Raw genomic sequence first — 22,800 nt, 5'->3', positions numbered from 1 at the left:
ATGGGTTCCTGGCCACCACGGACGGTCATCCGCAAATCTTCGGGTCTGCGGACGTTGGAGTCTGCGCTGATCCGTAGTGGCCTCGGTCCCGTTGCCGGTGTCGACGAAGCCGGTCGGGGGTGCTGCGCGGGTCCGCTCGTCGTCGCGGCGTGCGTTCTCGCCCCCAAACCGCAGGCCTCGCTTGGCGGGCTGGACGATTCCAAGAGACTCACCGAGCGGGCACGCGAGCAACTTTTTCCGGTGATCAAGCGGTTGGCGCTCGCGTGGAACGTCGTGTCGATCCCGGCGTGGGAGATCGACGCCATCGGCATTCACGTTGCCAACATCGAAGGCATGCGACGCGCGGTCGCTGGGCTGCGTGTGCAACCGGGCTACGTTCTCACCGATGGTTTCAAGGTGCCGGGTATACCTGTACCGTCGCTGCCGGTGATCGGCGGCGACGCCAACGCGGCCTGCATCGCGGCGGCCAGCATCCTTGCCAAGGTCACCCGCGACCGCTTTATGGTGCAACTGGATGCGAAGTTGCCCGGCTACGAGTTCGCGGCGCACAAGGGCTACAACACGCCAGTGCACATGGCTGCGCTGTCGCGGCTCGGTGCCAGCGCCGAACATCGGCGTTCGTGGCGAAACGTGTCACTCGGCCGAGACGTCGATACCGAGGGTGACGTGATGGATCTGGGCCACATAAGCGTCGAGACAACGAGTGCGACATGATGACTGTTCACGACAGACCAGGAGGATCTTCACACCGATGAGCGCCGAGGATCTCGAGAAGTACGAAACCGAGATGGAACTTTCCCTGTACCGCGAGTACAAGGACATCGTCGGTCAGTTCTCGTACGTCGTGGAGACCGAGCGACGCTTCTACCTCGCCAACACGGTCGAACTGCTGCCGCAGAACGCCGACGGCGAGGTCTACTTCGAGGTCCGGATGTCCGATGCCTGGGTATGGGACATGTACCGACCCGCTCGCTTCGTCAAACACGTCCGCGTGATCACGTTCAAGGACGTGAACATAGAAGAGCTTGACAAGCCTGACCTGCGCCTTCCCGAGTAGACACGCCGACAGCGCGGCGAGTTGTCCACAGCGCGCGGTTTATCCACAGGGCAATCTGTTTTCCCAGTTCACGGGAGTGAGCGTGGTGTCGGCTCGGTCATCGTTGCGGTATGGGAAACAACGTCGCGCTCGGCGCGCAGGGTGAGGATCTAGCAGCGGAGTTCTTGACCGCAGCTGGCATGACGATCGTCGATCGCAACTGGCGGACCCGCTACGGCGAAATCGACCTGATCGTCCGGAGCAACGACGTGTTGGTCTTCGTCGAGGTCAAAACCCGCACCGGCCGCCGAATGGGAGTGCCTGCCGAAGCGGTCACGTTGACCAAGCAGCGGCGAATCCGACGACTGGCCGCCGTCTGGCTGGCAGAACAATCCGGGCCGTGGACACCGGTTCGTTTCGATGTTGTGAGTGTGCTGATCGAATCGGGTACCGAGCCGGTGATCGAGCATCTCGAAGCGGTGTTCTGATGGCGCTCGGACGTGCACATTCGGTCGCGGTGTCCGGTGTTCACGGCCAGATCGTGGAGATAGAGGCCGACATCGGCCGTGGTTTGCCCGGTGTGCACATCGTCGGTCTGCCCGACACGGCCCTGCAGGAATCTCGTGACCGGGTGCGCGCAGCGGTCACGAATTCCGGTGAGAAGTGGCCGGATTCGCGAGTGATTCTTGCGTTGTCGCCTGCGACGCTGCCGAAGATCGGAAGTGTGTACGACTTGGCTCTTGCCTTGAGCGTGCTCGACGCTGCGGAGGACGTGCCGCGGGCCAAGCTCGAAAAGACAGTGCTGCTCGGTGAATTGGCGTTGGACGGTCGGTTGCGGTCGGTGCGGGGTGTGCTGCCGGCCGTGCTTGCCGCGAAGAACGCGGGATGGCAGCGGGTCGTCGTGCCGGATTCGACGCTGGCGGAGGCGGGGCTCGTCGATGGCATCGACATCTTCGGTGCGGGTTCGTTGCGTGACGTGCTCGCGTGGTTGCGGGGTGAGGTCGTGTTGTTGGGACCGGGCCGGCGTTCCAGAAACGTAGTGGTAGCAGGTGGTGATCTGAGCGACGTGGTCGGCCAGGACGAGGCGCGCTGGGGACTGGAGGTCGCTGCTGCCGGCGCCCACCACCTGATGCTCACGGGTCCGCCCGGCATCGGGAAAACCATGCTTGCACAGAGACTTCCGGGTCTGCTGCCACCTCTCACCGAACAGGAGTCGATAGAAGTGACGGCCATCCACTCCCTCGCCGGGCTGCTGAGCGACGACAACCCGCTGATCATGACGCCGCCGTTTGTTGCGCCGCACCACACGTCGACGGTCAGCGCGATGGTCGGTGGCGGGTCGGGGATGGCGCGACCGGGGTCGGTCAGTCGTGCGCACCGCGGTGTGCTGTTTCTCGACGAATATGCCGAGATCGGTACGAAGGTGCTGGAATCGCTGCGCACACCGCTCGAGGACGGGGAGGTGCGCATCGCGCGGCGCGATGGTGTGGCGATCTATCCCGCACGGTTTCAACTCATTCTCGCGGCGAATCCGTGCCCGTGTGCGCCGCCGCGAGAGGCCGACTGTGTCTGCGCACCGGCGGTGCGGCGGCGCTACCTGGGCAAGTTGTCGGGTCCGCTGGTGGATCGCGTCGACGTACGAATCAAGATGCGGCCCATCGGAAGTGGCGGCTTTCATGCCGACGAGCCGGAGTGCAGTGCCGACGTGCGCGCTCGGGTCGCGGCGGCGCGGTCTGCCGCCGCGCAGCGGTGGCGTGAGTTCGGGTTCCGTACCAACGGTGACGTGACAGGGCCGTTGTTGCGCAGGGAGTTTCGCCTGCCCTACAAGACCGTGGCGCCGCTCGACGACGCAATCCGGCGCGGGCAGCTCACTGCTCGTGGCGCAGACAGGGCGCTGCGTGTCGCGTGGACCGTGGCCGATCTGAGGGGTGCGGAAGCACCCGATGCCGGTGATGTCGGTCGTGCGCTCGGCTTCCGAGACGAGATCCGGCGTTGAGCGCCAGCGATTCTCGCCGCTTGGCATGGGCGTACCTGTCGTCGGTTGTGGTCGGTGCGTGCGCGCCGCTGAACGACCTGATCGCGTCGGTCGGTGTCGAGGAAGCAGCGCGAGCAGTGCGGGAGTGGGATCTGCCGCCCGCGCTGGTGAAGCGAACCGAGGCGCGTCGTCACATCGATACCGCCGAGCGGGATCTGGAAGCGGTCGCTCGGATCGGTGGGCGTCTCGTGACGCCGGACGACGACGAGTGGCCGGCATGGCGGATGGTTGGCTTCACCGGCATCGACACCCGACGCCAGCCGGAAGGTGCTGCACCGCTTGCCTTGTGGGTGCGTGGATCGGGGTCGATCGTCGAAGCGACCGAGCGGGCCGTTGCGGTCGTCGGGACGAGGGCGCCGAGTGACTACGGTGACTACGTCGCGACGGAACTGGTCAGCGAGCTTGCGGCACAGGGCTGGACGATCGTCTCCGGCGGCGCCTTCGGCATCGACGCTGCGTCCCATCGCGCGGCGTTGGCGATCGAGGGGTCGACGATCGCCGTACTGGCCTGCGGGATCGAACAGCACTATCCGAAAGCGCACGAGCGGTTGCTCGAGGAGATCGCAGCACGAGGTTTGGTTGTCTCGGAGTATCCGCCGGGCACGACGCCTGCGAAACATCGGTTTCTGGCCCGCAATCGGTTGATCGCGGCACTGTCGGATGCCGTCGTGGTCGTCGAGGCGGGTTGGCGTAGCGGTGCGCGCAATACCGCCAAATGGGCTCGGGGACTTGGCCGTCCGGCGTTAGCGGTGCCAGGGTCGGTGCTGACCGCGACCTCGACAGGGTGTCATCAGATGGTGCGAGACGGGGAGGCAACCTTGGTCACCTCGGCGCGGGAGATCATCGACGAGGCCGGACCGCTGCGGTTGCCGGTGCGGGGGAGTGACGACGCTGCCGCGCGCGACACGGACGGGTTGGCCGGCGATCAGTTGCTGGTCTACGAGGCGTTGCCCGCGGTCGGTTCGCGTGAGCCTCGTGAGTTGTCGGAGGTCTCGGGCGTCGGGATCGATGGGGTGCGAGGTGTGCTGCCGCTGCTGGAGTTGGCGGGGTTCGTCGGTTCCGACGACACGGGCTGGTATCGGAGGAAGCGAGCGTGATCCGCCTCCGAAGTCGCGTCGCTGGGCCGATACTTGACGTCGAACACGCCTCGTTTCATGCTCACCCCCGGAGGGCATCGATGTCGCAATCTGTTGTCGAAGATACGTCCGTGGCGGACTACCGACGTCTGCGCGCCGCCCACCTGAACGAAGTGACGGCAGCGCTAGACGATCACGTCGGACGCCTGGACTGGTCACGCGAGCAGATCGACCGACACCGAACCGCGCGGCTGCGCGCGTTGCTCGGCTACGCACGCGAGCGGTCGCCGTTCCACGCCGAACGACTGCGCGGCCTCGATCCAGCCACTGCAACCGTCGCCGACCTCGCAGCGCTCCCCATGATGACGAAGCAGGACGCGCAGGAGAACTGGGACGCCATCGTCACCACTCGCGATCTCGATCGTGTTCGAGCAGAACGGATTCTGGCCGAGCAGACGTGGTTCTCCTACACCCCCGGCGGCGAGCAGATCTTCAGCTCCGGCGGGTCGAGTGGTGTGCGAGGTGTCTACGTGTGGGACTGGCAGTTCTTCGTCTCGGCGGTATGCCTCGCATGGCGAACGCAAGCGCGTGAAGAACAGCGTCAGCCTTCGACGGGAGTGTCTCGCCTCGCGGTTCTTTCGGCCGGGGAACCGCCCCACGCGAGCACTCCGTTGTTCGACGTGCCGACCGCGCCGGGCATGGAGACCGTCGTGATACCGGTCGGGGCACCGTTCGACGACGTGCTTGCCGCTGTTGCCGCGGCAAAGCCGACTCATCTCGTCGCCTACGCATCGGTGATCGGCAGGCTTGCGCGTGCGGCTTCGAGGGGCGAGCTATCCATCTCGCCGGTACGGGTCAGCACGAACTCGGAGCCACTTCTCGACGAGGACAGGCAGGCCATTCGCGAAGCCTGGGCAGCACCGGTGCACAACCTGTGGGGTTCGACGGAGATCGGCGTGCAGGCAGTCGGCTGCGCCCGAGGCGAGGGTTTGCACATTGCCGAAGACGAGGTTGTGCTCGAACGCGTCGACGAGAACGGCGTGCCGGTCGCACCGGACGAGCCCGCGGTGCGCACGCTTGCGACTGGTCTGGCGAACCGGACCTTTCCGTTCATCCGGTACGACCTCGGCGATCAGGTCACGCTGCTGCCCGACCCGTGCCCCTGCGGCAGCGCGTTCGCGCGAGTCGCCGACATCGGCGGCAGGCGCGACGACGACTTCCGCTACGGGTCGATTACAGTGCCCGCCAGCGCCTTTCGTTATGTCCTCGGTACCGATCCCCGCATCTCCGAGTATCAGGTCACCCAAACCGCAGGCGGAGCGAACATTCTCGCGGTCGGCGACCCCGATGTCGGCCACGTGTCGGCGGCGGTGGTTGCGGCGCTACGGGTCCAGGGCTTGGCGGACGCGGCGATTCGGATCCAGGTGGTCGATCGGCTGCAGCGGCTGTCCGGGAGTGGCAAGTTGCGTCGGTTCGTTCCGCTGCGCTAGGCCGAGCCGGGCCAATCGGGATCAGTTGCCGAGGAGTGCTCGTAACGCCTCTCGGTGCCGAGTGAAGGCAGCCTTTCCGGTCTTGGTCATGGAATAGGTGGTGGTGCTGCCGCGGCCGTGGCCGGATTTTGCGGCGACGACATAGCCGGCGGCCTCGAGAGCGGACATCTGCTTCGAGAGGTCGGAGTCGGTCAGCGCCAGGTGCTCGCGAAGAAACGAAAAGCTTGCGGTCGGAGCGTTGGCCAGCACTGCCATCGCGGCCAACCGCTTCGGTGCGTGGATCAGCGGATCCAACCCGTCGATCACGCCCATCGAGCGCGCACCGTCCGTGCAGCGAGGGCGTAGCTGCGCTCGTAGAGCGTCAGTCCCGCTGTGACGAGAACGAACGCAGCGACCATCGCCGCAACGAGTCCACCCAGCCACCAGATCAGGCCAACCGCAGCAACGACGACGATCAGTCCGACGAAGAAGGATTGGTACGCCCGGGTGATCTCCGGTGGCGGCGTCCCGTGCCCGAGTCGGGGGAGTGCGCCGTGCCGTTTGCTGATCCACCGCACGAACGCCACCTCGATGGCGACCAGAAGCACAAGTGCGCCGACGAACAGCACCGCGTTCTCGCGCCACCACCAGAACGTTCCGATCATGGCGGCGACCCACAGTCCGACGGCGGTCGGGTACCAGGCAGGCGTCGGTGGATAGTCGATGTACGGAGCCGCCGCGGCTCGTTCGATCAGTTCGAGTTCGTTGGCGGGATCAAAGCTTTCCATAGTTGACAGTATTGCGAATACTTTCCACCTGTGCAACCTAACGAAAGCCGTGCGGTCTACGCGGGTATGTCCGTTGACGTCGCGGCATCGTGCTCGGGAAGTGCTATCAGCGTGAACTTCTCGACATCCAACACACGGACGGCATCGGCATATTCGCGCATGTAACCGGGCCAGTTGGTGATGTTGCGTCCGGTGGCGTCGTCGCGGTACCAGGAGTCACACCGCAGCCAGGCCGTACCGCCGAAGCGTGCTTGCGTTGCGACGTCGAAGTCGGCCTCGATCTCGGGGCGGACCGCGAGCGCGGCAACGTTGCGGTCTCTGACGAGTTCGAGCGCCTGCCGGATGTAGGCGGCCTGTGCTTCGAGGTAGAAGATGATCGAACCGCCGGAGGTGTTGGTGTTCGGTCCGTACATGACGAACAGCGACGGGAAATCGGGCACGGTCATGCCGAGGTAGGCGTGCGGACCGTCTGCCCACGCATCGCGCAACGACCGACCGTCGACGCCGGTGATCTCCATCGGAAACATAAAGTCGGTCGTCTTGAAGCCCGTACCCCAGATGATGGTGTCGACATCGTGCTCGACACCATCCGCGGTGAGCAGCCCTGTCGGCGTTATTCGGGTGATCGCGTCGTCGACGAGGGTGACGTTGTCGCGTTGCAGCGCCTTCAGAAACCACGAACTGAACAGCACTCGTTTGCAGCCGAAGGTGTAGTCCGGCCAGACCTTTCGGCGAACCTCGGGGTCGCGCAACTGTATTCGCATAAATATTGCGGACTTTGCCTTGCCGACCCGACCCCAGGTGCGGGGATGGCGAATCATCAGGGTGAGAAACTCGGCGTACCAGTAGACGAACGAACGCCGGAAGGTCTCGACGCCGGGAACAGTTCGGAACAGAGTCTTCAGCCAGCCTGGATACGCGTGGTTCTTGCGTGGCAGGAACCAGTTGCCGGTCCGCTGGAACACGGTGAGCTGACCGACCTCCGGCGCGATGGCTGGAACGAACTGCACAGCGCTCGCGCCGGTTCCGACGACCGCGACCCGTCGTCCCGCGAGCTTGTGGTCGTGATCCCACTGCGCCGAATGAAAGCTGTGCCCAGCGAAGTCGTCGATGCCGTCGATGCGGGGGTAGGCGGGTTGGTGCAGCTGTCCTGTCGCGACGATAAGCGCGTCGGACTCCCAGCTACGGCCATCGCGACTTTCCACCGTCCAACGCCGCGTCGTGTCGTCCCAGCGACAGGCTGTGACGTCCGTACCAGTCCTGACCGAGCCTGTGATGTCGAAATCGTCGGCGACACCTTGGAGGTAGTCGAGAATTTCCTGCTGCGGTGAGCAGAGGCGAGACCAATGTTTGCGTTGGGCAAACGAATACGAGTACAGGTGGCTCGGCACGTCGCATGCGCAACCCGGATAGGTGTTGTGCCACCAGGTGCCACCGAGGTGGGTCGCACGCTCGAGAATCGTGACATCGGTGATGCCGTGCTTACGCAGTTCGATCGCCGCGCCGATCCCGCCGAACCCGGCGCCGACGATCGTCACCGACAACTCTGTTCTACCAACCATCACGCCAACCTACTGCGCCTGCGCAGTCCGAATGCGGCGGTAGTCGAAAACCTTCCCCACGACGACGCCGAGGCCGCACAATAGTTGCGATCCTCGCCAGGACCGTCGATGATCTCGCCCGAATCGACAATCATCAGGGGCACCGCGACAACCGAACGGAAGACCAATGCCGAGCCAGCTTCGCCGACGCCACTTCTCGTCGATGGTCACAGTGCTAGCAGTCGTTGCGCTCGCAGCGGCCGGGTGCGGTGACTCCGACGACGACGCGGACGGATCGACGTCGACGTCGAGTTCGAACGCAATGGAGGTCGGAAACGAGCAGTTCACGCCGATCGTCGGCTCGGTCGAGTTCGCGCCCGTACCGTTCGAAGGTTCCGACGGAAAAGTGCATCTCGTGTACGAGTTGTCGGTCACCAACTTCACCAGCGGGCCGACGAAGATCGAGGGATTGAAGATCGTCGACGAGGACTCCGACAAAGTCGTCGGTGAATTGACCGGCGACGCGCTGAATTCGCGTGTCCAGCCTGCGGGGAGCCGCGACGGCACCGACGTCCTCGACGCCGGCCAAGCCGCGACGATCTTCCTGCACGTCACGTTGGACAAGGACGCCACGGTGCCGGACAAGCTTGTCCACGAGGTCGCTGTGAACGCCGAGGCGGCTCCGCCCGGGCAGAATCGGATCACCGAGCGACTCGGCGAGGTGAGCGTTGACGACCGCACGTTGCCGGTCCTGTCGGCACCGCTGCGTGGCGAGCGGTACATCGCGGCGGACGGCTGCTGCGATGCAGTAAGGCACACGCGCGCAATCCTTCCGGTCGACGGGCAGACCTATGTCGCGCAGCGTTACGCCATCGACTACGAGCAGGCGGACGAAGAGTTCAAGATCTTCACCGGCGACCCGAAAGATCCGAAGAACTACGAGATCTTCGGCAAGGAGGTCTACGCGGTCGCCGACGGCACCGTCGTCGGGACGAAGAACGACCTGCCCGAGCAGGAACCGGGAACCTTCCCGTCGGGCATCTCGCTGCAGGACGCGGACGGCAACTACGTCGTCCTCGACATCGGCAACGGCTTCTACGTCAACTACGCGCACATGCAGCCCGGAAGTGTGAAGCCGAAGGTCGGCGACAAGGTCACCAAGGGCGACGTCATCGGTTTGGTCGGCAATACCGGCAATTCGGTTGCGCCACATCTGCATCTGCACGTCATGAACGGCCCGTCGCCGCTCGCGTCACAGGGGCTACCTGCCGTTTACGAGAAGTTCGCCGTCACCGCCCAGGTTGCAAGCACGGCTGATTTCGACGCATCGGAGGGGACCGGTATTCCGTTGAAGTTGGTACCGGGTCTCACGCCGTCGGACCACGAGGACGAGATGATCCTGGATCAGAACCTGGTGACGTTCACCGAGTGATCCGACGGTGATCCGGGCTACTTCAGGTCGGGGTTTTCCTTGTAGATCTCGTCGATGATCGAGAGGTCGAAAAGCTGGTCGGCGGTGACGTCGAGCTTCGCCTTCGCAAGCGCGGCGATGTTCTGTTCGACCAGCTTCGGCGTCATGGTGAACAGGCCGTTGGTCTTGGTGTCTTCGGACACGACCAGACCGATCTGCGCGGTCGCCTCCTTCGTTTGCTCGGCGACGTCGAGGTTCTGATCTTTGCCGTAGACCTCGGCTGCGAGTCGTGCGGATTCCGCGGGATCGGCGATGGCGTCCTTCCAGCCTTTGATTTCTGCGATGAGGAAGGCTTTGAGCTTGTCGCGCTCGTTGTCGATCGTGTCCTGTAGAACTGTGAAGGTTTCCGCGACGAGCGGCAGATTGTAGTCGGCGAACAGCATCGCGTGGTTGGGGAAGCCCTTGGCTGCCAACGTGATCGGTTCGTTGGTCACGTAACTGACCCAACCGTCGACCTCGCCGTTCGCGAGCGGTGTCGGGTCGAACTGTGCAGGAACGACGGTGATCGAGGCTGGATCGATACCGTTCGCGTCGAGGAGTGCACCGAAGACGAGTTGGTTGGAATCCTGCACGCCGATCTTCTTGCCGACCATGTCTTGCGGCGTGAGGATCGGCTTGGCAGCAGAACTGACGATTGCGAACGGGTTCTTCTGATAGGTGGCACCGACGATCTTGGCGGGTAGACCGTTCAGAACCGCAGGAGCCGTGAGCTGTGGAGCCGAAAGGCCGATCCAGATCTTGCCTGTGTCGAGCCCTGCTTCGATGCCGGTTCCTGCGGCGCCACCGGCAATGAGATTCACGTTGCCGAACCCGGCGTCCTTGTAGTAGCCCTTCTCCAGCGCGAAGTACTCGCCTGCGAATTCGATGTTCTTGATCCAGGACAACTGCACTGCGACGGTTCCGTACTTCGAACCGTCGTCGGTGGTGCCGCCCGACGAATCGGACGAGTCGCTGCCGCACGCAGCGAGCAGTGCGGTGCCGCCGACAGCGACGCCCGCGAACGCGGAGTATCGGAAGAAGGTGCGGCGATCGATAGGTCGGGGCGAGCGGGGAAGGCCTGGCTGCGACGACGTCATGGCCGAACACTATGGCTGCCGAGTTTCGGGAACTTTGCCTCTCCGGTGGAGAATGTTTAGCCGATGTAAACAACGGCGAGATTGCGTTCAGGCACTCTTGCCCGCATCGGGACCGAACCGGGCGAGCACGATGTTTTCGAGCACTCCGACGATGGCGTAGAGCAGGATCGACACGATGGTGACGATGGCAATCGAGGCCCACAGCTCGTTGTACTGGTAGCGCGGTATCGCTTTGATCAGGCTGGAACCGAGACCGCTGCCGCTACCGAGCCATTCGCCGATGAGTGCGCCGATCAGCGCACCGGGGACCGAGATGCGTGCGGCTGCGAACACCGACGGTAGCGCGGCAGGTATCGCGACAAGTCGCAGTGCCGTCCATCTGCTGCCGCCGTACGCCTCGACAAGTTCCTGGGATTGGCGAGGTGCGGCACGCAGCCCGACCATGATCATCACCAGCGCGGGAAAGAATACGACGATGCCGGCGAGGACCGCGACGCCGACGACGCCGCGACCGAAGATCAGCACGACGATCGGGGTCAGCGCGACGAGTGGCACGGACCGCAGGAGCATCGCCACGGGAAGGAACGTCTGCTCGATCGACCTGAATACGACGAACACTGCGGCAACGGCGAGAGCGGCGAGCATGCCCGCCGCGAATCCGACTCCCGCATCGCGCAGCGTGATCTGCAGATTGTCGAGCAGGTTCGATCGAGCTGTTCCCGAGGCAGGACCGGTGAACAGGTAGTTCCACACATCCTGCGGTGATTTACCGACGCGTGGTCCCACCTGCGGAAACACTGCGAGAAAGAGATACCAGATCGCCAGCATCAGAACCATCGAGATGGCCAACGGCAGCAGGAAGCTCCCGATCCGGCGCAGCGCAGGCGTCATCGGAGCGCTCCCTGCGCCGACGTCCATGGCGTGACGAGCCTGGCGATGGCGGCGACGATCGCATAGCCGAGACCGGCTAGTGCCGCCGCTGCGATCGCCATACCCCAGGTGCGCGGAACGTTGTACGACGTCTGTGCCGCGGTGAGGGCAACGCCGATGCCGCTGTCGACACCGCCGAGGTATTCACCGAGGATCGCGCCGAGCACCGCGCTCGGGGCGGCAATCTTCAACGCCGCGAACGTGCTCGGCGCTGCAGCGACGAGTTGCACCTTCGTGAACTTCTGCCACGCTCCGCCGCCGTAGGCTTCGACGAGGTCCAGGCTCGCCGGGTCGGCCGAGCGAAGTCCGGCAACAGTGCCGACCATCGTCGTGAAGAAGCAGTACATCGCCGCGAGGAAGATCGTCGGGGTCCGGCCGCCGAAGACGACGAGGATGATCGGACCGAGTGCGAGTAGCGGAGTGCAGTAGCTGAGGATCGCGAGTTGTGTTGCCAACGATTCGATCGGTGGCACGAGGATGATCGCGACGCCGAGCGCGATGGCCAGCGCATTGCCCCAGAGGAAGCCTTTCAGCGCGCCGGACGCGGTGATCCCGAAGTTCGGACCGTAGAGCGACCACCCGTCCGAATACATCGTCGACACAACGGTTCCCGGCGAAGGGATCGTGCCGCCCGCGACATCGAACGCCGCGAGCAGCCACCACACGGCGATCAGACCGACGATGCCGATCGCACCGCCGAGCCAGGTCGGTCGCGCCTTCACGCAATTCCTTCGGCAACCGCGGAGCGACCGAACAACAGCTCCGACAACTGATCGTGGATCTTGTGAAACTCGGGTGTTCGCATCATGTCCGGCGTACGTGGTCGGGGGAGGTCGATGCGGACGATCTCGAGCACACGCCCCGGACGCGGACTCATCACCGCGACGAGGTCGGAGAGAAACACCGCCTCGGCAATACCGTGCGTGACCATCAGGGTGGTGGCGGGCTTCTCCGTCCAGATGCGGAGCAATTCGAGGTTGAGTCGTTGGCGGGTCATGTCGTCGAGCGCGCCGAACGGTTCGTCGAGCAGCAGCACCGTCGGCTTCACGACGAGAGCACGCGCGATCGAGACACGTTGACGCATGCCGCCGGACAGTTGTGCAGGCTTGGCCTTCTCGAAACCTTCGAGTCCGACGAGCGCGACGAGGTCGGCGATCAGCTTCGGGTCGGGGGCGATCCCGGCAACCTGAAGCGGCAGTTTGATGTTGGACACAACCGTGCGCCACGGCAGCAACGCCGAATCCTGAAACGCAATCCCGAGTTCGTGCCTGCCGCGCAACTCCGCCGGCGTATAGCCGTTGATGAGCGCGGTGCCCGTTGTCGGCGTTTCGAGTCCCGCGAGGATCCGCAGCACCGTCGACTTACCGCAACCCGACGGCCCGAGCAGCGTCAGAAAGGCGCCTGCCTCGGTGTGCAGGTCTACCGATTGCAGTGCTTCCACCGATCGGCGACCGAGCTTGAACGTCTTGGTCAGGCCGGTGATGTCGATGCCGGTGCCCGGCGAATCACTCGTCATCATTCGCACAGTAGGAGTCCGTGGTTGCGTCGAGGTTGCGCGTCGGACCGTCAGAGTTGCGGGGACGTTACGCGGGCAGGGTCTGTACCGGTTCTTTGTCGACCGGCGAGCCAGCTTGCATGCGCGGGCACGGGCAGCGACTGTTGGGCCATGACTGCGGAACTGCCGGATTCGATGCGGGCGGACGTCGATGCGTTCGCCGAACATCTTCGGCTGCAGCGTGGTCGGTCGGCGCATACGGTCCGGGCGTACGTCGCCGATGTGACTGCGCTGCTCACCCATCTGGTGGCCCAGATGCCGGAAGCGCAGCTGACGGATATCGATCTGCGGTTGCTCAGGTCGTGGCTTGCAGCGCAGTCGAAGAGCGGCGCGGCCCGAACGACGATGGCTCGACGGACCTCGTCTGCCCGTACGTTCACTGCGTGGCTTACCCGCACCGGCCGAATTTCGGCCGACCCGGGTACGCGTCTCGCCTCGGCAAAGGCGTTGCGGCCGTTGCCTGCCGTGCTTCGGCAGCAACAGGCGGCAGACGCGATGGACGCCGCGGAACTGGGCGCAGCCCAACACGATCCGCTCGCCGTGCGGGACCGGCTGATCGTGGAGATGCTGTACTCGACCGGCATTCGGGTAGGGGAGCTGTGTGGCCTCGACATCGACGACGTCGACCGTGACCGTCAGCTGGTCAGGGTGATCGGCAAGGGCAACAAGGAGCGGTCGGTGCCGTTCGGTCGCCCGGCCGCCGAAGCGGTCGAGACCTGGTTGCGGTTCGGGCGACCCGAGCTGGCGACCCCCGAGTCGGATCGCGCGCTGCTGCTCGGCAAACGAGGCAAACGTATCGACCAGCGCCAAGCGAGGACCGTTGTGCACGAGACCGTCTCGGCGATTCCCGGTGCGCCCGACATCGGTCCGCACGGGTTGAGGCATTCCGCGGCAACACATTTGCTCGAAGGTGGTGCGGACCTGAGGATCGTGCAGGAGTTGCTCGGCCATGCCAGCCTCGCGACGACACAGCTCTACACCCACGTCTCGGTTGCCCGGTTGCGCAAGGTCCACGATCAGGCGCACCCGCGCGCGTAGCGGTGTCTCTGCTAGCCAATGGGTTTCAACCTGATCGGCAGGGTGTGCAGCAATCCGAGCGGGTCGAGGTACTCCCTGTCGCGGCGCAGACCCCAGTGCAGGCAGGCCGACGCCGGACAGCCGGGATGGCCTCCTTCCAGCGTTCCGATGGGCTGTCCGCGACCGACCCGTCGACCGACGGACACCGACGCGTCGACCGGCTCGTAGGTGGTGCGCAAGCCGCCGACGTGGTCGATCGAGACGACCGGCTTACCTGCGACCGTGCCCGCGAACACGACGATGCCGTCGCCCGCGGCCACAACGGATTGACCGGGTGCGCCGGCGAGGTCGACGCCGCGGTGACCGGGGAGCCAGTCACGTTCGGGGTTGTCGAATGGGGTCACCACCTGCGGTCGCGGGCGTAGCGGCCAGTCGTACTCGCCACGCGGGGCGGCGCCGGCCGGCGAACTGCAGACGACCGCGAGAGCCAGCCAAGTCGCCACGAGGTGTTTCCGCATCCGTTCAGCGTTGTGCTGCGGCCATGGGTGCGACAGTGCCGATCACCGAATGTGGATAACTATCTGCTCATCCACAGGCGCATCACGCTCGGACCGCCGTAGCATCCGAACGATGTGCCTCGGCTGTATGGCGGCAATGACCGCACCGACCGCGGGAGCTCCCGCCGACATCTTTCCGACCGACGGCCCAGCGCCGGGTTGGCTCCGCGACGAGCCGATCGGCGCAACGATCACATGGACGGGATGTGCAGGCATCGTGCTCGCCTACGAGGGCACGCGAATCTGCTTCGATCCGTTCGTCAGCAATCCTGGATTCGTCGACACCTTCTTCCGGTCGGCGCGTTCCGACGGTGAGCGGGTCCGGCGGTCGTTCGCCGACATGTCCGCGATATTCGTCGGGCACACCCATTGGGATCATGCGATGGATGTCGCCGAAGTCGCGACGATCAGTCCGAGCGCTGTGGTCTACGGCAGCGAGACGACGACGGAAATCGTTCGGCGGCAAGGCATCGGTGAATCGCAGCTGCATACGGTCGTCGACGGTGAGCAGCTGACTGTCGGTCCTTTTCGGGTCGAAGCAGTGGCGTCGCGGCACGGCATCGTGCCGGTGGCAAGCAAGATCGATGTGATCGAACTCCGCGGCACAGGCATGCCGCGCAGCCCGTTTCGCTGGCCGCGCGGTCAGGTCTTCTCCTACCGGGTGACCTTCGCGGACACATCGTTTTATCTGCACACCAGCGCAGGCTTCGAACCCGAACCTTTCGCTCGTCAGCAGCCCGTCGATGTCGTGATCGCCTGCCTTGCCGCGCGTCAGGGCACACCCGACTACTTCGCCAGAATCGGAGCGCAACTGCGTCCGAAGGTGTTCATCCCGTGCCACCACGACAATTTCCTGGAATCACAGGACAGGCCGCCGAAGCCGGTGCCGCGGCTGGAGTGGCCGCAGTTTCTCGACGACGTCGCCGGCCTTGGACGTGACTACGGCACCCGCCTCGTACAACTGCCACGTGGAGAAGCGATTTCCTTCTAGGCGGCTACGCCGCTCGTGAGTCCTTTCGGAGGTCGGGCCCTCCGAAAGGACTCACGAGGCGCGAAGCGCCCTACGTTCTGCGACGATGGAGCCGTGCCACCGAATCCCGACGCATCCGCACCGCGAGAACGTATCGACCGAATCGGTGCCGTCCTGCGTGCCGTCGACGCCGACCTCGCCCTGCACTATCGGCACGACCGGCCCGAGGTACAGCCGCTGCACACCGTGTATGTCAGCGCCGCCGACGCAACACCCGAAACACCGTCGGAATGGGGTCGTGGCGCCGGCGAACTCATCGCCGACCACCCCGAGCTCTTCACTGCATTGGACATATCGGGCGCGCTGCCGAGAGTCCGGGACATGCTGGCCCGCAACCCGATCCAGGATCTACGTATCGACTTCGAGGACGGCTACGGTCGACGTCCGGATGCCGTGGAAGATCACGATGCCCGGCGTGCCGGCGCGACGTTCCAAGCATTGCGTGAGGTCGCAGGCGGACCGCCGTGGTGCGGCATCAGGATCCGCGGACTGACGACCGACGAGTTCGCGCGGTCGCTGCGCACCCTCGAGTTGGTGCTCGACGGCGCAGGCGGTGTACCCGCCGGTTTCGTCTTCACGATTCCCAAGCTTCGTGTCGCCGAACAGGTGACCGCGGCCGTCCTGCTGTGCGAAGAAGTGGAGGACGTGCACGGATTGCCATCGCACACACTGCGATTCGAGCTGCAGATCGAAAGTCCGCAGGCGATACTCGGCCGCGACGGTGCTGCGACCGTTGCGAAGGCGATCCACCTCGCCGACGGTCGGTGCACCGCGTTGCATTACGGCACTTACGATTACAGTGCCGCGCTCGGCATCGCATCGATTCAGCAGTCACTCGAGCATCCCGTCGCAGACCATGCCAAGGCCGTAATGCTTGCTGCGGCAGCGCAAACCGGGGTGTGGGTGTGCGACGGCTCGACGCAGGTCAATCCCACCGGCTCGGCCACCGCTGTCGCCGACGCGATCGGACGCCACTATCGGCTCGTCACTCGATCGCTGGAGCGCGGCTACTACCAGGGTTGGGATATGCACCCAGGGCACTTGGCGACCCGCTGGCTGGCAACGTTCGCCTTTTACCGCACGGCGCTGAACGCTGCGGCTCCGCGACTGCAGGCGTACCTCGACAAGCAGGGCGGTGACGTTGTCGACGAGCCGGCAACCGCGCAGGCGCTCGCGAAGGTTGTGCTGCGAGGAATCGATGCTCGGGCGTTCGATGAGCAAGACTTACTCGACCTCGCGCCGAGTGCTCGGCACGATGTACTCGACGAGTTGGTTGGAAGGACACGATGACCGCGGACCGAAGTTCCGTTCGGATGCCCGATTTCACAATGCTTCCCGACCTCGCACTGCGACCACTCGGTGGAGCGGTGATCTGGGCGAACGACGAACTGTTCGCCGAGAAGGAGAACCTGATCCGCCCGGGTCCGTCGGTGTATCAACCTGCGACGTTCGGCCACAAGGGTCAGATCTACGACGGCTGGGAGACGCGCCGCCGACGTGAGGACGGGGTCGACGAAGCAGTTGTGCGACTCGGAGTTGCTGGTGTCATCCACGGCGTCGTCGTCGACACAGCGTGGTTCAAGGGCAACTTCCCGCCGGAGGTGTCTGTCGAAGGCATCGTCGTCGACGGCTATCCGGATCCTGCCGACATCGCCGCGCGGACCGACTGGACGACACTGGTTCCCCGCAGCAAGGTGTACGGCGACACTCGCAACCCGTTCGACGTGGCATCGGATAAGCGTTGGACGCACGTGAAACTCACGATGTACCCGGACGGGGGAGTTGCGAGGTTCCGCGTGCACGGCGAGGGTCGTCCCGATCCGCGTCTACTCGGTGCCGGACCGCTCGACCTCGCCGCACTCGAAAACGGCGCGATGGTCACCGATTGCTCGAATCGGTTCTACAGCTCCCCGCAGAACCTGTTGTTTCCCGGTGTGGCGAAGGTGATGGGCGACGGCTGGGAGACCGCTCGGCGTCGCGACGGAGCCAACGATTGGGTCCAGGTGAAGCTTGCCGGTGCCGGAACGATCAGGCTCGCCGAGATCGACACGTCCTACTTCGTCGGCAACAGCCCCGGCGCCGCTGCGCTGCGTGGCAAGACCGAAGCCGGTGAGTGGATCGACCTGTTGGATCGCACGACATTGCGAGCCGACACCAGGCACCGTTTCCTCGTCGACGACGCAGTGCCCGTGACGGACGTCCGGCTCGACATCTACCCGGATGGCGGTCTGGCACGGTTGCGATTGTTCGGCACGCTGACCGACGCCGCTTTCGCTGAGATCGAACGCCGTTGGCGGTAGCGTCGTAGCGTGACCGAGTATCAGCGTGACTACCCGCGTGACATGGTCGGCTACGGACCGCATCCGCCGGATCCGCAGTGGCCGGACGGTGCACGTATCGCCGTGCAGTTCGTCCTGAACTACGAGGAGGGCGGCGAGAACAACGTTCTCGACGGTGCCGAGGCTTCGGAGACCTTCCTATCGGAAATCACTCCGGCGCAGGCCTTTCCGAATCGGCACATGAGCATGGAGTCGCTCTACGAGTACGGGTCGAGGGCGGGACTGTGGCGTGTGCTCAGGGTCTTCGAACGACGCAAGCTGCCACTCACCATCTTCGCGGTCGCGCGTGCGATGCAGCGCAATCCCGAAGCGGTTGCGGCGTTCGCCGAACTCGGTCACGAGATCGCCTGCCACGGCCTGCGGTGGGCGTCGTATCAACTGACCGATCGTGACGAGGAACGGGCCGACCTGCACGAGGCCGTCTCTATCCTTCGCGAGCTGACCGGTGCTGCACCGCTCGGTTGGTACACGGGACGCGATTCACCGCAGACCCGCGATCTCGTCGTCGAGCACGGAGGCTTCGTCTACGACTCCGATTCCTACGCCGACGACCTGCCGTACTGGGTCGAGGTGCAGGGCACCGACCATCTCGTCGTTCCCTACACGCTCGACACCAACGACATGCGATTCGCTTCTGCCGCAGGCTTTCCCAGCGGCGATCAGTTCTTCGCCCACCTCCGCGACGCCTTCGACGTGCTGTACGCGGAGGGTGTTGCGGGAACGCCGAAGATGCTGTCGATCGGCTTGCACTGCCGGATAGTCGGTCGACCAGCGCGGACCGCAGCTCTGGAACGCTTCCTCGATCACGTCCAGTCGCACGAGCGGGTCTGGATCGCGAAGCGGATCGACATCGCCGAGCATTGGCGCACCACTCATCCAGCGGCGGAACCGAATTCGCGCAGCAGTCCGATGTAGGCCTTGGGTGGAGGTGTCGCGAACTCACCCCTGCCCGACTTGCGAAGGCCCAGCCTCACAAGCGATTCCACCAACGTCGTGCCAGCGGCAACGCCGTCGATGACGGGTACGCCGATCTCGGCCGATATCTCACGGCACAGATCGGCCATACCCGCGCAGCCGAGCAGGATCGCATCCGAGTTGTCGGTCTCGATCGCCCGCAAAGCAGATTCGGTGATGATCTTTCGTGCCTCCGGATCGGTTTCCAAGTCGAGGACAGGGATGTCGCTGGCGTGGACACCGCGGCAGAACCGTTGCATGCCATACCGTTCCGCGAGATCCCACGTCCGGCCCGCCGAACGTTCCAACGTCGTGACGACGCTGAAGCCACGGCCGAGGAAGCTGCCCATGTGCATGGCCGCTTCGGCCATTCCGATGACCGGCCCGCGTGCGATTTCGCGAGCAGCGTCGAGTCCTGGATCGCCGAAGCATGCGACGACGTAGCCGTCGACACCTGCTGCCTCACCTTTCGCGATTTCGGTCAGTAGGCCGGGAACGGCGAGAGCTTCGTCGTAATGACTCTCGATCGATGCCGGACCCATGTCCGGATTGACCGCATCGACGAGCGTGCCAGGACCGGCGACGGCCCTGGCACACTCCTCGATCTTCGCGGTCATCGTCGCCGTCGTGTTCGGATTGACGAGCCGAATATGCATGCCTGAGAGCCTATGCCGCCGGGATCGGCGCGATATTGGTCGGCGCTGTGTTGGTCACTGCCAGGCGGGACCTGGTTGCGAGCAGGTAGTAGATCGCGAAGCCGAGGCCGCAGCCGATGAACCAGCTGTACTGCGCGGCCGTGTGCATGCCGTACACGTCACCGGCCGTGAGCACCGGGAACATCGCGACGACTGCACCGATCGCCGTCGCGATCACCGCGGCAGGGTTGTAGCCCTTCGTGTACCAGTACGTGCCTTCCTTCGACATGGTGAACAGATCGTCGATCACGATGTGCTGCTTGCGGACCAGGTAGTAGTCGGCAATCAGGACACCGAACAGCGGTCCGATGAACGCACCCAGAGTTTCGAGCGTGTAGTGGATGACATCGGGATTGTTGTAGAGGTTCCACGGTGTGATCAGCACGGAACCGACGGCGGCGATCATGCCGCCCGCGCGCCAGCTGATCTTCTGCGGGCTGACGTTCGAGAAGTCGAATGCGGGGGAGATGAAGTTGGCGACGATGTTGATGCCGATCGTCGCGATGGTGAAGGTCAGCGCGCCGAGAACGATCGCGAATGTGCTGTCGATCCGCGCGACCGTCGCGACCGGATCGGTCAGCAGCTCACCGAAAACGGGGAGGGTGAGCGACGCGGTGACGACGACGAGGATCGAGAAGACGAGGAAGTTCACCGGTAGTCCGAGGAAGTTGCCCTTCTTCACTGCTTCGAACGACTTGCCGTAGCGCGAGAAGTCACCGAAGTTGAGCATCGGCCCCGAGAAGTAGGAGACGACGAGCGCGATGGCACCGAGAATGACCGGGATGGCGTCAAGGCCGGAGTACTTCACTTCGCCGAGGTTGAGGTCGATCGCACTCCAGCCGGCCTTCCAGATGAGGTAGCCGCAAAGCATGAACATCACGACATAGACTGCGGGACCGCAGAAGTCGATGAACTTGCGGATCGACTCCATTCCTCGCCAGAACACGCAGGCCTGCAGTATCCAGAGCAATATGAAGCTGCCCCAGCCGAGCAGTGGCAGTCCGAGGAAGCCGTAATCGTCGACCACCGCATAGGGCGCGAGCGACGGGAACAGTTTGATCAGGACGACGTCGAGTGCCGCTGATGCGAGGAACGTCTGAATTCCGTACCAGGCCACAGCGATAAGGCCGCGGATGATTGCTGGAATGTTGGCGCCCATGACGCCGAACACGCTGCGGCAGATGACGGGGTAGGGCACCCCTGTTGCCTGGCTCGGGCGGGCGACGAGGTTGCAGAAGAAGTAGACGATCATGATGCCGACCACAAGGGCGATGAGTACCTGCCAGCTCGCCAGTCCGAGGGCGAAGAGGCTGCCCGCGGTGACGTAGCCGCCGACGGAGTGCACGTCGGACATCCAGAACGCGAAGATGTTGTAGGACCCCCAGGTCTGCTTACGCAGTGGCGCAAGGTCCTCGTTGGTCAGTTGGGGGTCGTATCCGGGCTTGATGAGGCCGCCGCCGACGGGGTGGCCTGCGGCCTCGACGATGTCGTTTGCACCGAGCAGCGAGCCTGCGGGCAGGCTTGAGGATTGCTGCGATGGAAGAGTTTCGGTCATGGCTACTCCCGATCTGGAGTGTCGTGCGAGCTGGCGAAACTCAAGTTATCCAGCGGAAGTTGCGTGCCTATTTCCGCAGAGATATATCTTCCGCAGCCAGTAGACCGGTGTCAGTCGGCAATGTTGCGATGACCGTGTTGAGCCGTTTGTGGTGGTGCTCGCTCGCCGCGAGCAGGCGCGCGACGTCGTTTGCGAGAAAAGCGTCGAGCATCGCCTGATGATCGGAATGCAACGTTGCGCGATCTCCACGTGCGACGTGAACCATCGGCTGCACGGGTTCGGTCATGTTCCACGCCGATTCGAGCATGTGCAGCAGCCGGTACATACGCGACGGCCTCGTCAGCGCAAGGTGGAATTCGCGACTGAGTCGGTGATAGGCAACGGGATCGTCGTCACGGATCGCGTCTTCCATCCGGGCGTGGATACCCGCGATCTCGGCGCGGTCCTCGGCGGTCGCCTGCTCCGCCGCTGCGGAAAGGGCGGCCGTCTCCAAAGTCTCACGCACGATGTAGATTTCGCGCAGTTCGGCCGAAGTAAGTTGTGCGACTGTATATCCCAAGTTGGCGCGATGATCGACCAAGCCTTCGCCGATCAACGTCTTCAACGATTCTCGGACCGGGATGTGACTGACACCGAACAGTTCGGCAACCTCGCCGAGCGGAATGGCTGTGCCGGGAGGTACGGCACCGTCGAGGATCACACGGCGCAACTCGTCGAGGATCTCGCGTTGCGGGCTGCCTTGGTTCTCGATCACCAGTTTCGACAGCAGCACCGATCGTCGTCGCGGCGGCATCGCCACAGGGTAGCGACCTGATGTTGCGTCGATGTTGATTCGCGCAATTGCGCCGGCAGCGTCTTCGGCAACCTCGTGGGCAACCTATGTGTACCTTTGTTAGGTAAGCCTAATTTTTTTGGAGGGTATCGATGGCACGACGAAAGACGACACTGACGGTGCTCCGGTCCGAGCGCATCAGTCCGCACCTCGTTCGGGTGGTGCTCGGCGGAGCGGGATTCGACGACTTCGCCCCGAGTGAGTTCACCGACTCCTACGTGAAGTTGCTGTTCCAAGCAGACGGTGCCGAGATCACGCGGACCTATACGGTGCGATCGGTGGACCCGACCGCTCGTGAGATCGCGATCGACTTCGTCGTTCACGGTGACGACGGTATTGCTGGGCCGTGGGCAGAGCGGGTGCAGCCGGGGGAGACGATCTCGATGTTCGGCCCCGGTGGCGCGTATGCGCCGCGCACCGACGCCGACTGGCATCTGTTGGCAGGCGACGAGTCGGCGATCCCGGCGATCGCGGTCGCGCTGGCAGCGCTGCCGGCCGGTACGAAAGCAAAGGTGTTCGTCGAGGTGGGTTCGGTGCTCGACGAGATCGCATTCGAGACCGCCGCGGACATCGAGCTGACGTGGGTGCATCGCGAGGACGCACCAGAATCGCTGCTCGGTGACACGGTCCGTAGTGCCGAGTGGCTGCCGGGGGTTGCCCAGGTTTTCATCCACGGCGAAGCCCGGGTCGTAATGTCTGAACTGCGTAAATACGTGCGAAACGAGCGCGGCGTCGCGGCGGAATGGGCGTCGATTTCCGGGTACTGGCGACGCGGCCACACCGAGGAGGGTTTCCGAGTCTGGAAATCGGAGCAGAGGGAGCTCCGCGCGTCGTGAGTCTCTTC

25 protein-coding genes are annotated in these 22,800 nt (G+C 64.3%); 13 read left to right on the top strand and 12 right to left on the bottom strand.

The annotated features are described in order from the left end of the window. From JGU71_RS25110 to JGU71_RS25085, 6 genes are all read left to right on the top strand, one after another. Positions 1–714, top strand: coding sequence for a ribonuclease HII (locus JGU71_RS25110; RefSeq protein ID WP_199707533.1), 714 nt, complete (start codon positions 1–3; stop codon positions 712–714). 37 nt (positions 715–751) lie between these two features. Then, positions 752–1,057 carry a DUF2469 domain-containing protein gene (locus JGU71_RS25105; protein WP_199707532.1) on the top strand — a complete coding sequence of 102 codons (306 nt, stop codon included), beginning with the start codon at positions 752–754 and terminating at the stop codon, positions 1,055–1,057. Positions 1,058–1,167: 110 nt separating this feature from the next. Continuing rightward, complete coding sequence (locus JGU71_RS25100; RefSeq protein ID WP_199707531.1) at positions 1,168–1,524, top strand: YraN family protein; 357 nt, start codon at positions 1,168–1,170, stop codon at positions 1,522–1,524. Further along, positions 1,524–3,032, top strand: coding sequence for a YifB family Mg chelatase-like AAA ATPase (locus JGU71_RS25095; protein WP_199707530.1), 1,509 nt, complete (start codon positions 1,524–1,526; stop codon positions 3,030–3,032). Before JGU71_RS25100 ends, JGU71_RS25095 begins: the two co-directional genes overlap by 1 nt. Continuing rightward, a complete protein-coding gene (dprA, locus tag JGU71_RS25090) occupies positions 3,029–4,168 on the top strand; it encodes a DNA-processing protein DprA (RefSeq protein WP_199707529.1) in 1,140 nt (379 codons plus the stop codon). The genes JGU71_RS25095 and dprA overlap by 4 nt, the downstream gene beginning before the upstream one ends. 80 nt (positions 4,169–4,248) lie before the next feature. Beyond that, positions 4,249–5,637, top strand: a complete 1,389-nt coding sequence (locus tag JGU71_RS25085) for a phenylacetate--CoA ligase family protein (protein ID WP_199707528.1) — start codon at positions 4,249–4,251, stop codon at positions 5,635–5,637. 21 nt (positions 5,638–5,658) lie between these two features. On the opposite strand, the gene JGU71_RS25080 is transcribed toward JGU71_RS25085, so the two are convergent. The 4 genes from JGU71_RS25080 to JGU71_RS30260 are packed head-to-tail and all read right to left on the bottom strand — an operon-like array spanning position 5,659 to position 8,100. Continuing rightward, positions 5,659–5,949 carry a transcriptional regulator gene (locus tag JGU71_RS25080; protein WP_233530071.1) on the bottom strand — a complete coding sequence of 97 codons (291 nt, stop codon included), beginning with the start codon at positions 5,947–5,949 and terminating at the stop codon, positions 5,659–5,661. After that, positions 5,940–6,404, bottom strand: coding sequence for a hypothetical protein (locus tag JGU71_RS25075; RefSeq protein WP_199707527.1), 465 nt, complete (start codon positions 6,402–6,404; stop codon positions 5,940–5,942). The genes JGU71_RS25080 and JGU71_RS25075 overlap by 10 nt, the downstream gene beginning before the upstream one ends. Positions 6,405–6,460: 56 nt before the next feature. After that, a complete protein-coding gene (locus JGU71_RS25070; RefSeq protein WP_199707525.1) occupies positions 6,461–7,966 on the bottom strand; it encodes a flavin-containing monooxygenase in 1,506 nt (501 codons plus the stop codon). Then, positions 7,966–8,100, bottom strand: a complete 135-nt coding sequence (locus tag JGU71_RS30260) for a hypothetical protein (RefSeq protein ID WP_267908472.1) — start codon at positions 8,098–8,100, stop codon at positions 7,966–7,968. The genes JGU71_RS25070 and JGU71_RS30260 overlap by 1 nt, the downstream gene beginning before the upstream one ends. Before the next feature lie 32 nt (positions 8,101–8,132). Between JGU71_RS30260 and JGU71_RS25065 the strand changes: the two genes are divergently transcribed. After that, the gene (locus JGU71_RS25065) at positions 8,133–9,377 is read left to right on the top strand and encodes a M23 family metallopeptidase (protein ID WP_233530070.1); all 1,245 of its coding nucleotides are present in this window, start codon (positions 8,133–8,135) and stop codon (positions 9,375–9,377) included. 17 nt (positions 9,378–9,394) lie between these two features. Here the strand turns inward: JGU71_RS25065 and JGU71_RS25060 are convergent, their stop codons facing one another. The 4 genes from JGU71_RS25060 to JGU71_RS25045 all read right to left on the bottom strand — a co-directional run bounded on the left by JGU71_RS25060 (position 9,395) and on the right by JGU71_RS25045 (position 12,938). Continuing rightward, positions 9,395–10,492: an ABC transporter substrate-binding protein gene (locus tag JGU71_RS25060; protein ID WP_199707523.1), complete on the bottom strand. Its 1,098-nt coding sequence runs from the start codon at positions 10,490–10,492 to the stop codon at positions 9,395–9,397. 87 nt (positions 10,493–10,579) lie between these two features. Further along, positions 10,580–11,383: an ABC transporter permease gene (locus JGU71_RS25055; RefSeq protein ID WP_199707521.1), complete on the bottom strand. Its 804-nt coding sequence runs from the start codon at positions 11,381–11,383 to the stop codon at positions 10,580–10,582. Continuing rightward, positions 11,380–12,144 carry an ABC transporter permease gene (locus tag JGU71_RS25050; protein ID WP_199707519.1) on the bottom strand — a complete coding sequence of 255 codons (765 nt, stop codon included), beginning with the start codon at positions 12,142–12,144 and terminating at the stop codon, positions 11,380–11,382. Before JGU71_RS25050 ends, JGU71_RS25055 begins: the two co-directional genes overlap by 4 nt. Next, a complete protein-coding gene (locus JGU71_RS25045) occupies positions 12,141–12,938 on the bottom strand; it encodes an ABC transporter ATP-binding protein (protein ID WP_372433226.1) in 798 nt (265 codons plus the stop codon). The genes JGU71_RS25050 and JGU71_RS25045 overlap by 4 nt, the downstream gene beginning before the upstream one ends. A gap of 150 nt (positions 12,939–13,088) precedes the next feature. Here JGU71_RS25045 and JGU71_RS25040 point away from each other — a divergent pair, with 150 nt between their 5' ends. Then, positions 13,089–14,015: a tyrosine recombinase XerC gene (locus JGU71_RS25040; RefSeq protein WP_199707515.1), complete on the top strand. Its 927-nt coding sequence runs from the start codon at positions 13,089–13,091 to the stop codon at positions 14,013–14,015. 11 nt (positions 14,016–14,026) lie between these two features. On the opposite strand, the gene JGU71_RS25035 is transcribed toward JGU71_RS25040, so the two are convergent. Next, positions 14,027–14,497 carry a M23 family metallopeptidase gene (locus JGU71_RS25035; RefSeq protein ID WP_372433225.1) on the bottom strand — a complete coding sequence of 157 codons (471 nt, stop codon included), beginning with the start codon at positions 14,495–14,497 and terminating at the stop codon, positions 14,027–14,029. 151 nt (positions 14,498–14,648) lie between these two features. On the opposite strand from JGU71_RS25035, the gene JGU71_RS25030 reads away from it, so the two are divergent. The 4 genes from JGU71_RS25030 (at position 14,649) to puuE (ending at position 18,835) form a co-directional block, all read left to right on the top strand. Then, entirely contained in the window at positions 14,649–15,542 is an 894-nt protein-coding gene (locus JGU71_RS25030; RefSeq protein ID WP_199707511.1) for an MBL fold metallo-hydrolase, read from the top strand. 93 nt (positions 15,543–15,635) lie between these two features. Continuing rightward, positions 15,636–16,871: a DUF6986 family protein gene (locus tag JGU71_RS25025; protein ID WP_199707509.1), complete on the top strand. Its 1,236-nt coding sequence runs from the start codon at positions 15,636–15,638 to the stop codon at positions 16,869–16,871. Further along, positions 16,868–17,881 (top strand): allantoicase, encoded by a 1,014-nt coding sequence (gene alc, locus JGU71_RS25020; RefSeq protein ID WP_233530069.1) that lies wholly within the window; start codon positions 16,868–16,870, stop codon positions 17,879–17,881. Before JGU71_RS25025 ends, alc begins: the two co-directional genes overlap by 4 nt. Before the next feature lie 42 nt (positions 17,882–17,923). Then, positions 17,924–18,835, top strand: coding sequence for an allantoinase PuuE (gene puuE, locus JGU71_RS25015; protein WP_199707664.1), 912 nt, complete (start codon positions 17,924–17,926; stop codon positions 18,833–18,835). Here puuE and JGU71_RS25010 read toward each other — a convergent pair. The 3 genes from JGU71_RS25010 to JGU71_RS25000 all read right to left on the bottom strand — a co-directional run bounded on the left by JGU71_RS25010 (position 18,793) and on the right by JGU71_RS25000 (position 21,917). Continuing rightward, entirely contained in the window at positions 18,793–19,530 is a 738-nt protein-coding gene (locus tag JGU71_RS25010; protein ID WP_199707507.1) for an aspartate/glutamate racemase family protein, read from the bottom strand. The genes puuE and JGU71_RS25010 overlap by 43 nt on opposite strands. A 10-nt stretch (positions 19,531–19,540) precedes the next feature. Next, on the bottom strand, positions 19,541–21,124 hold the full coding sequence (locus tag JGU71_RS25005; RefSeq protein WP_199707505.1) for an NCS1 family nucleobase:cation symporter-1: 1,584 nt from the start codon (positions 21,122–21,124) through the stop codon (positions 19,541–19,543). A 67-nt stretch (positions 21,125–21,191) separates the two neighbouring features. Continuing rightward, complete coding sequence (locus tag JGU71_RS25000; protein WP_199707504.1) at positions 21,192–21,917, bottom strand: GntR family transcriptional regulator; 726 nt, start codon at positions 21,915–21,917, stop codon at positions 21,192–21,194. A 131-nt stretch (positions 21,918–22,048) separates the two neighbouring features. On the opposite strand from JGU71_RS25000, the gene JGU71_RS24995 reads away from it, so the two are divergent. Further along, on the top strand, positions 22,049–22,792 hold the full coding sequence (locus JGU71_RS24995) for a siderophore-interacting protein (RefSeq protein WP_199707502.1): 744 nt from the start codon (positions 22,049–22,051) through the stop codon (positions 22,790–22,792). Positions 22,793–22,800 lie beyond the last annotated feature (8 nt).

This window comes from Antrihabitans stalagmiti, assembly GCF_016482825.1.
Lineage (GTDB): Bacteria > Actinomycetota > Actinomycetes > Mycobacteriales > Mycobacteriaceae > Antrihabitans > Antrihabitans stalagmiti.
The sequence above is the reverse complement of the archived record's forward strand: the minus strand, read 5'-3'. Positions and strand labels throughout refer to the sequence as shown.

Coding starts and splice junctions, on each gene's coding strand:
- JGU71_RS25055 (WP_199707521.1), bottom strand. CDS start 11,383: ATGACGCCTGCGCTGCGCCGGATCGGGAGCTTCCTGCTGCCGTTGGCC.
- JGU71_RS25085 (WP_199707528.1), top strand. CDS start 4,249: ATGTCGCAATCTGTTGTCGAAGATACGTCCGTGGCGGACTACCGACGT.
- JGU71_RS25110 (WP_199707533.1), top strand. CDS start 1: ATGGGTTCCTGGCCACCACGGACGGTCATCCGCAAATCTTCGGGTCTG.
- JGU71_RS25065 (WP_233530070.1), top strand. CDS start 8,133: ATGCCGAGCCAGCTTCGCCGACGCCACTTCTCGTCGATGGTCACAGTG.
- JGU71_RS25060 (WP_199707523.1), bottom strand. CDS start 10,492: ATGACGTCGTCGCAGCCAGGCCTTCCCCGCTCGCCCCGACCTATCGAT.
- alc (WP_233530069.1), top strand. CDS start 16,868: ATGACCGCGGACCGAAGTTCCGTTCGGATGCCCGATTTCACAATGCTT.
- puuE (WP_199707664.1), top strand. CDS start 17,924: ATGGTCGGCTACGGACCGCATCCGCCGGATCCGCAGTGGCCGGACGGT.
- JGU71_RS25045 (WP_372433226.1), bottom strand. CDS start 12,938: ATGACGAGTGATTCGCCGGGCACCGGCATCGACATCACCGGCCTGACC.
- JGU71_RS25075 (WP_199707527.1), bottom strand. CDS start 6,404: ATGGAAAGCTTTGATCCCGCCAACGAACTCGAACTGATCGAACGAGCC.
- JGU71_RS25005 (WP_199707505.1), bottom strand. CDS start 21,124: ATGACCGAAACTCTTCCATCGCAGCAATCCTCAAGCCTGCCCGCAGGC.
- JGU71_RS25105 (WP_199707532.1), top strand. CDS start 752: ATGAGCGCCGAGGATCTCGAGAAGTACGAAACCGAGATGGAACTTTCC.
- JGU71_RS25000 (WP_199707504.1), bottom strand. CDS start 21,917: ATGCCGCCGCGACGACGATCGGTGCTGCTGTCGAAACTGGTGATCGAG.
- JGU71_RS25010 (WP_199707507.1), bottom strand. CDS start 19,530: ATGCATATTCGGCTCGTCAATCCGAACACGACGGCGACGATGACCGCG.
- JGU71_RS25070 (WP_199707525.1), bottom strand. CDS start 7,966: ATGGTTGGTAGAACAGAGTTGTCGGTGACGATCGTCGGCGCCGGGTTC.
- JGU71_RS24995 (WP_199707502.1), top strand. CDS start 22,049: ATGGCACGACGAAAGACGACACTGACGGTGCTCCGGTCCGAGCGCATC.
- JGU71_RS25080 (WP_233530071.1), bottom strand. CDS start 5,949: ATGGGCGTGATCGACGGGTTGGATCCGCTGATCCACGCACCGAAGCGG.
- JGU71_RS25095 (WP_199707530.1), top strand. CDS start 1,524: ATGGCGCTCGGACGTGCACATTCGGTCGCGGTGTCCGGTGTTCACGGC.
- JGU71_RS25040 (WP_199707515.1), top strand. CDS start 13,089: ATGACTGCGGAACTGCCGGATTCGATGCGGGCGGACGTCGATGCGTTC.
- JGU71_RS25100 (WP_199707531.1), top strand. CDS start 1,168: ATGGGAAACAACGTCGCGCTCGGCGCGCAGGGTGAGGATCTAGCAGCG.
- JGU71_RS25030 (WP_199707511.1), top strand. CDS start 14,649: ATGACCGCACCGACCGCGGGAGCTCCCGCCGACATCTTTCCGACCGAC.
- JGU71_RS30260 (WP_267908472.1), bottom strand. CDS start 8,100: ATGATTGTCGATTCGGGCGAGATCATCGACGGTCCTGGCGAGGATCGC.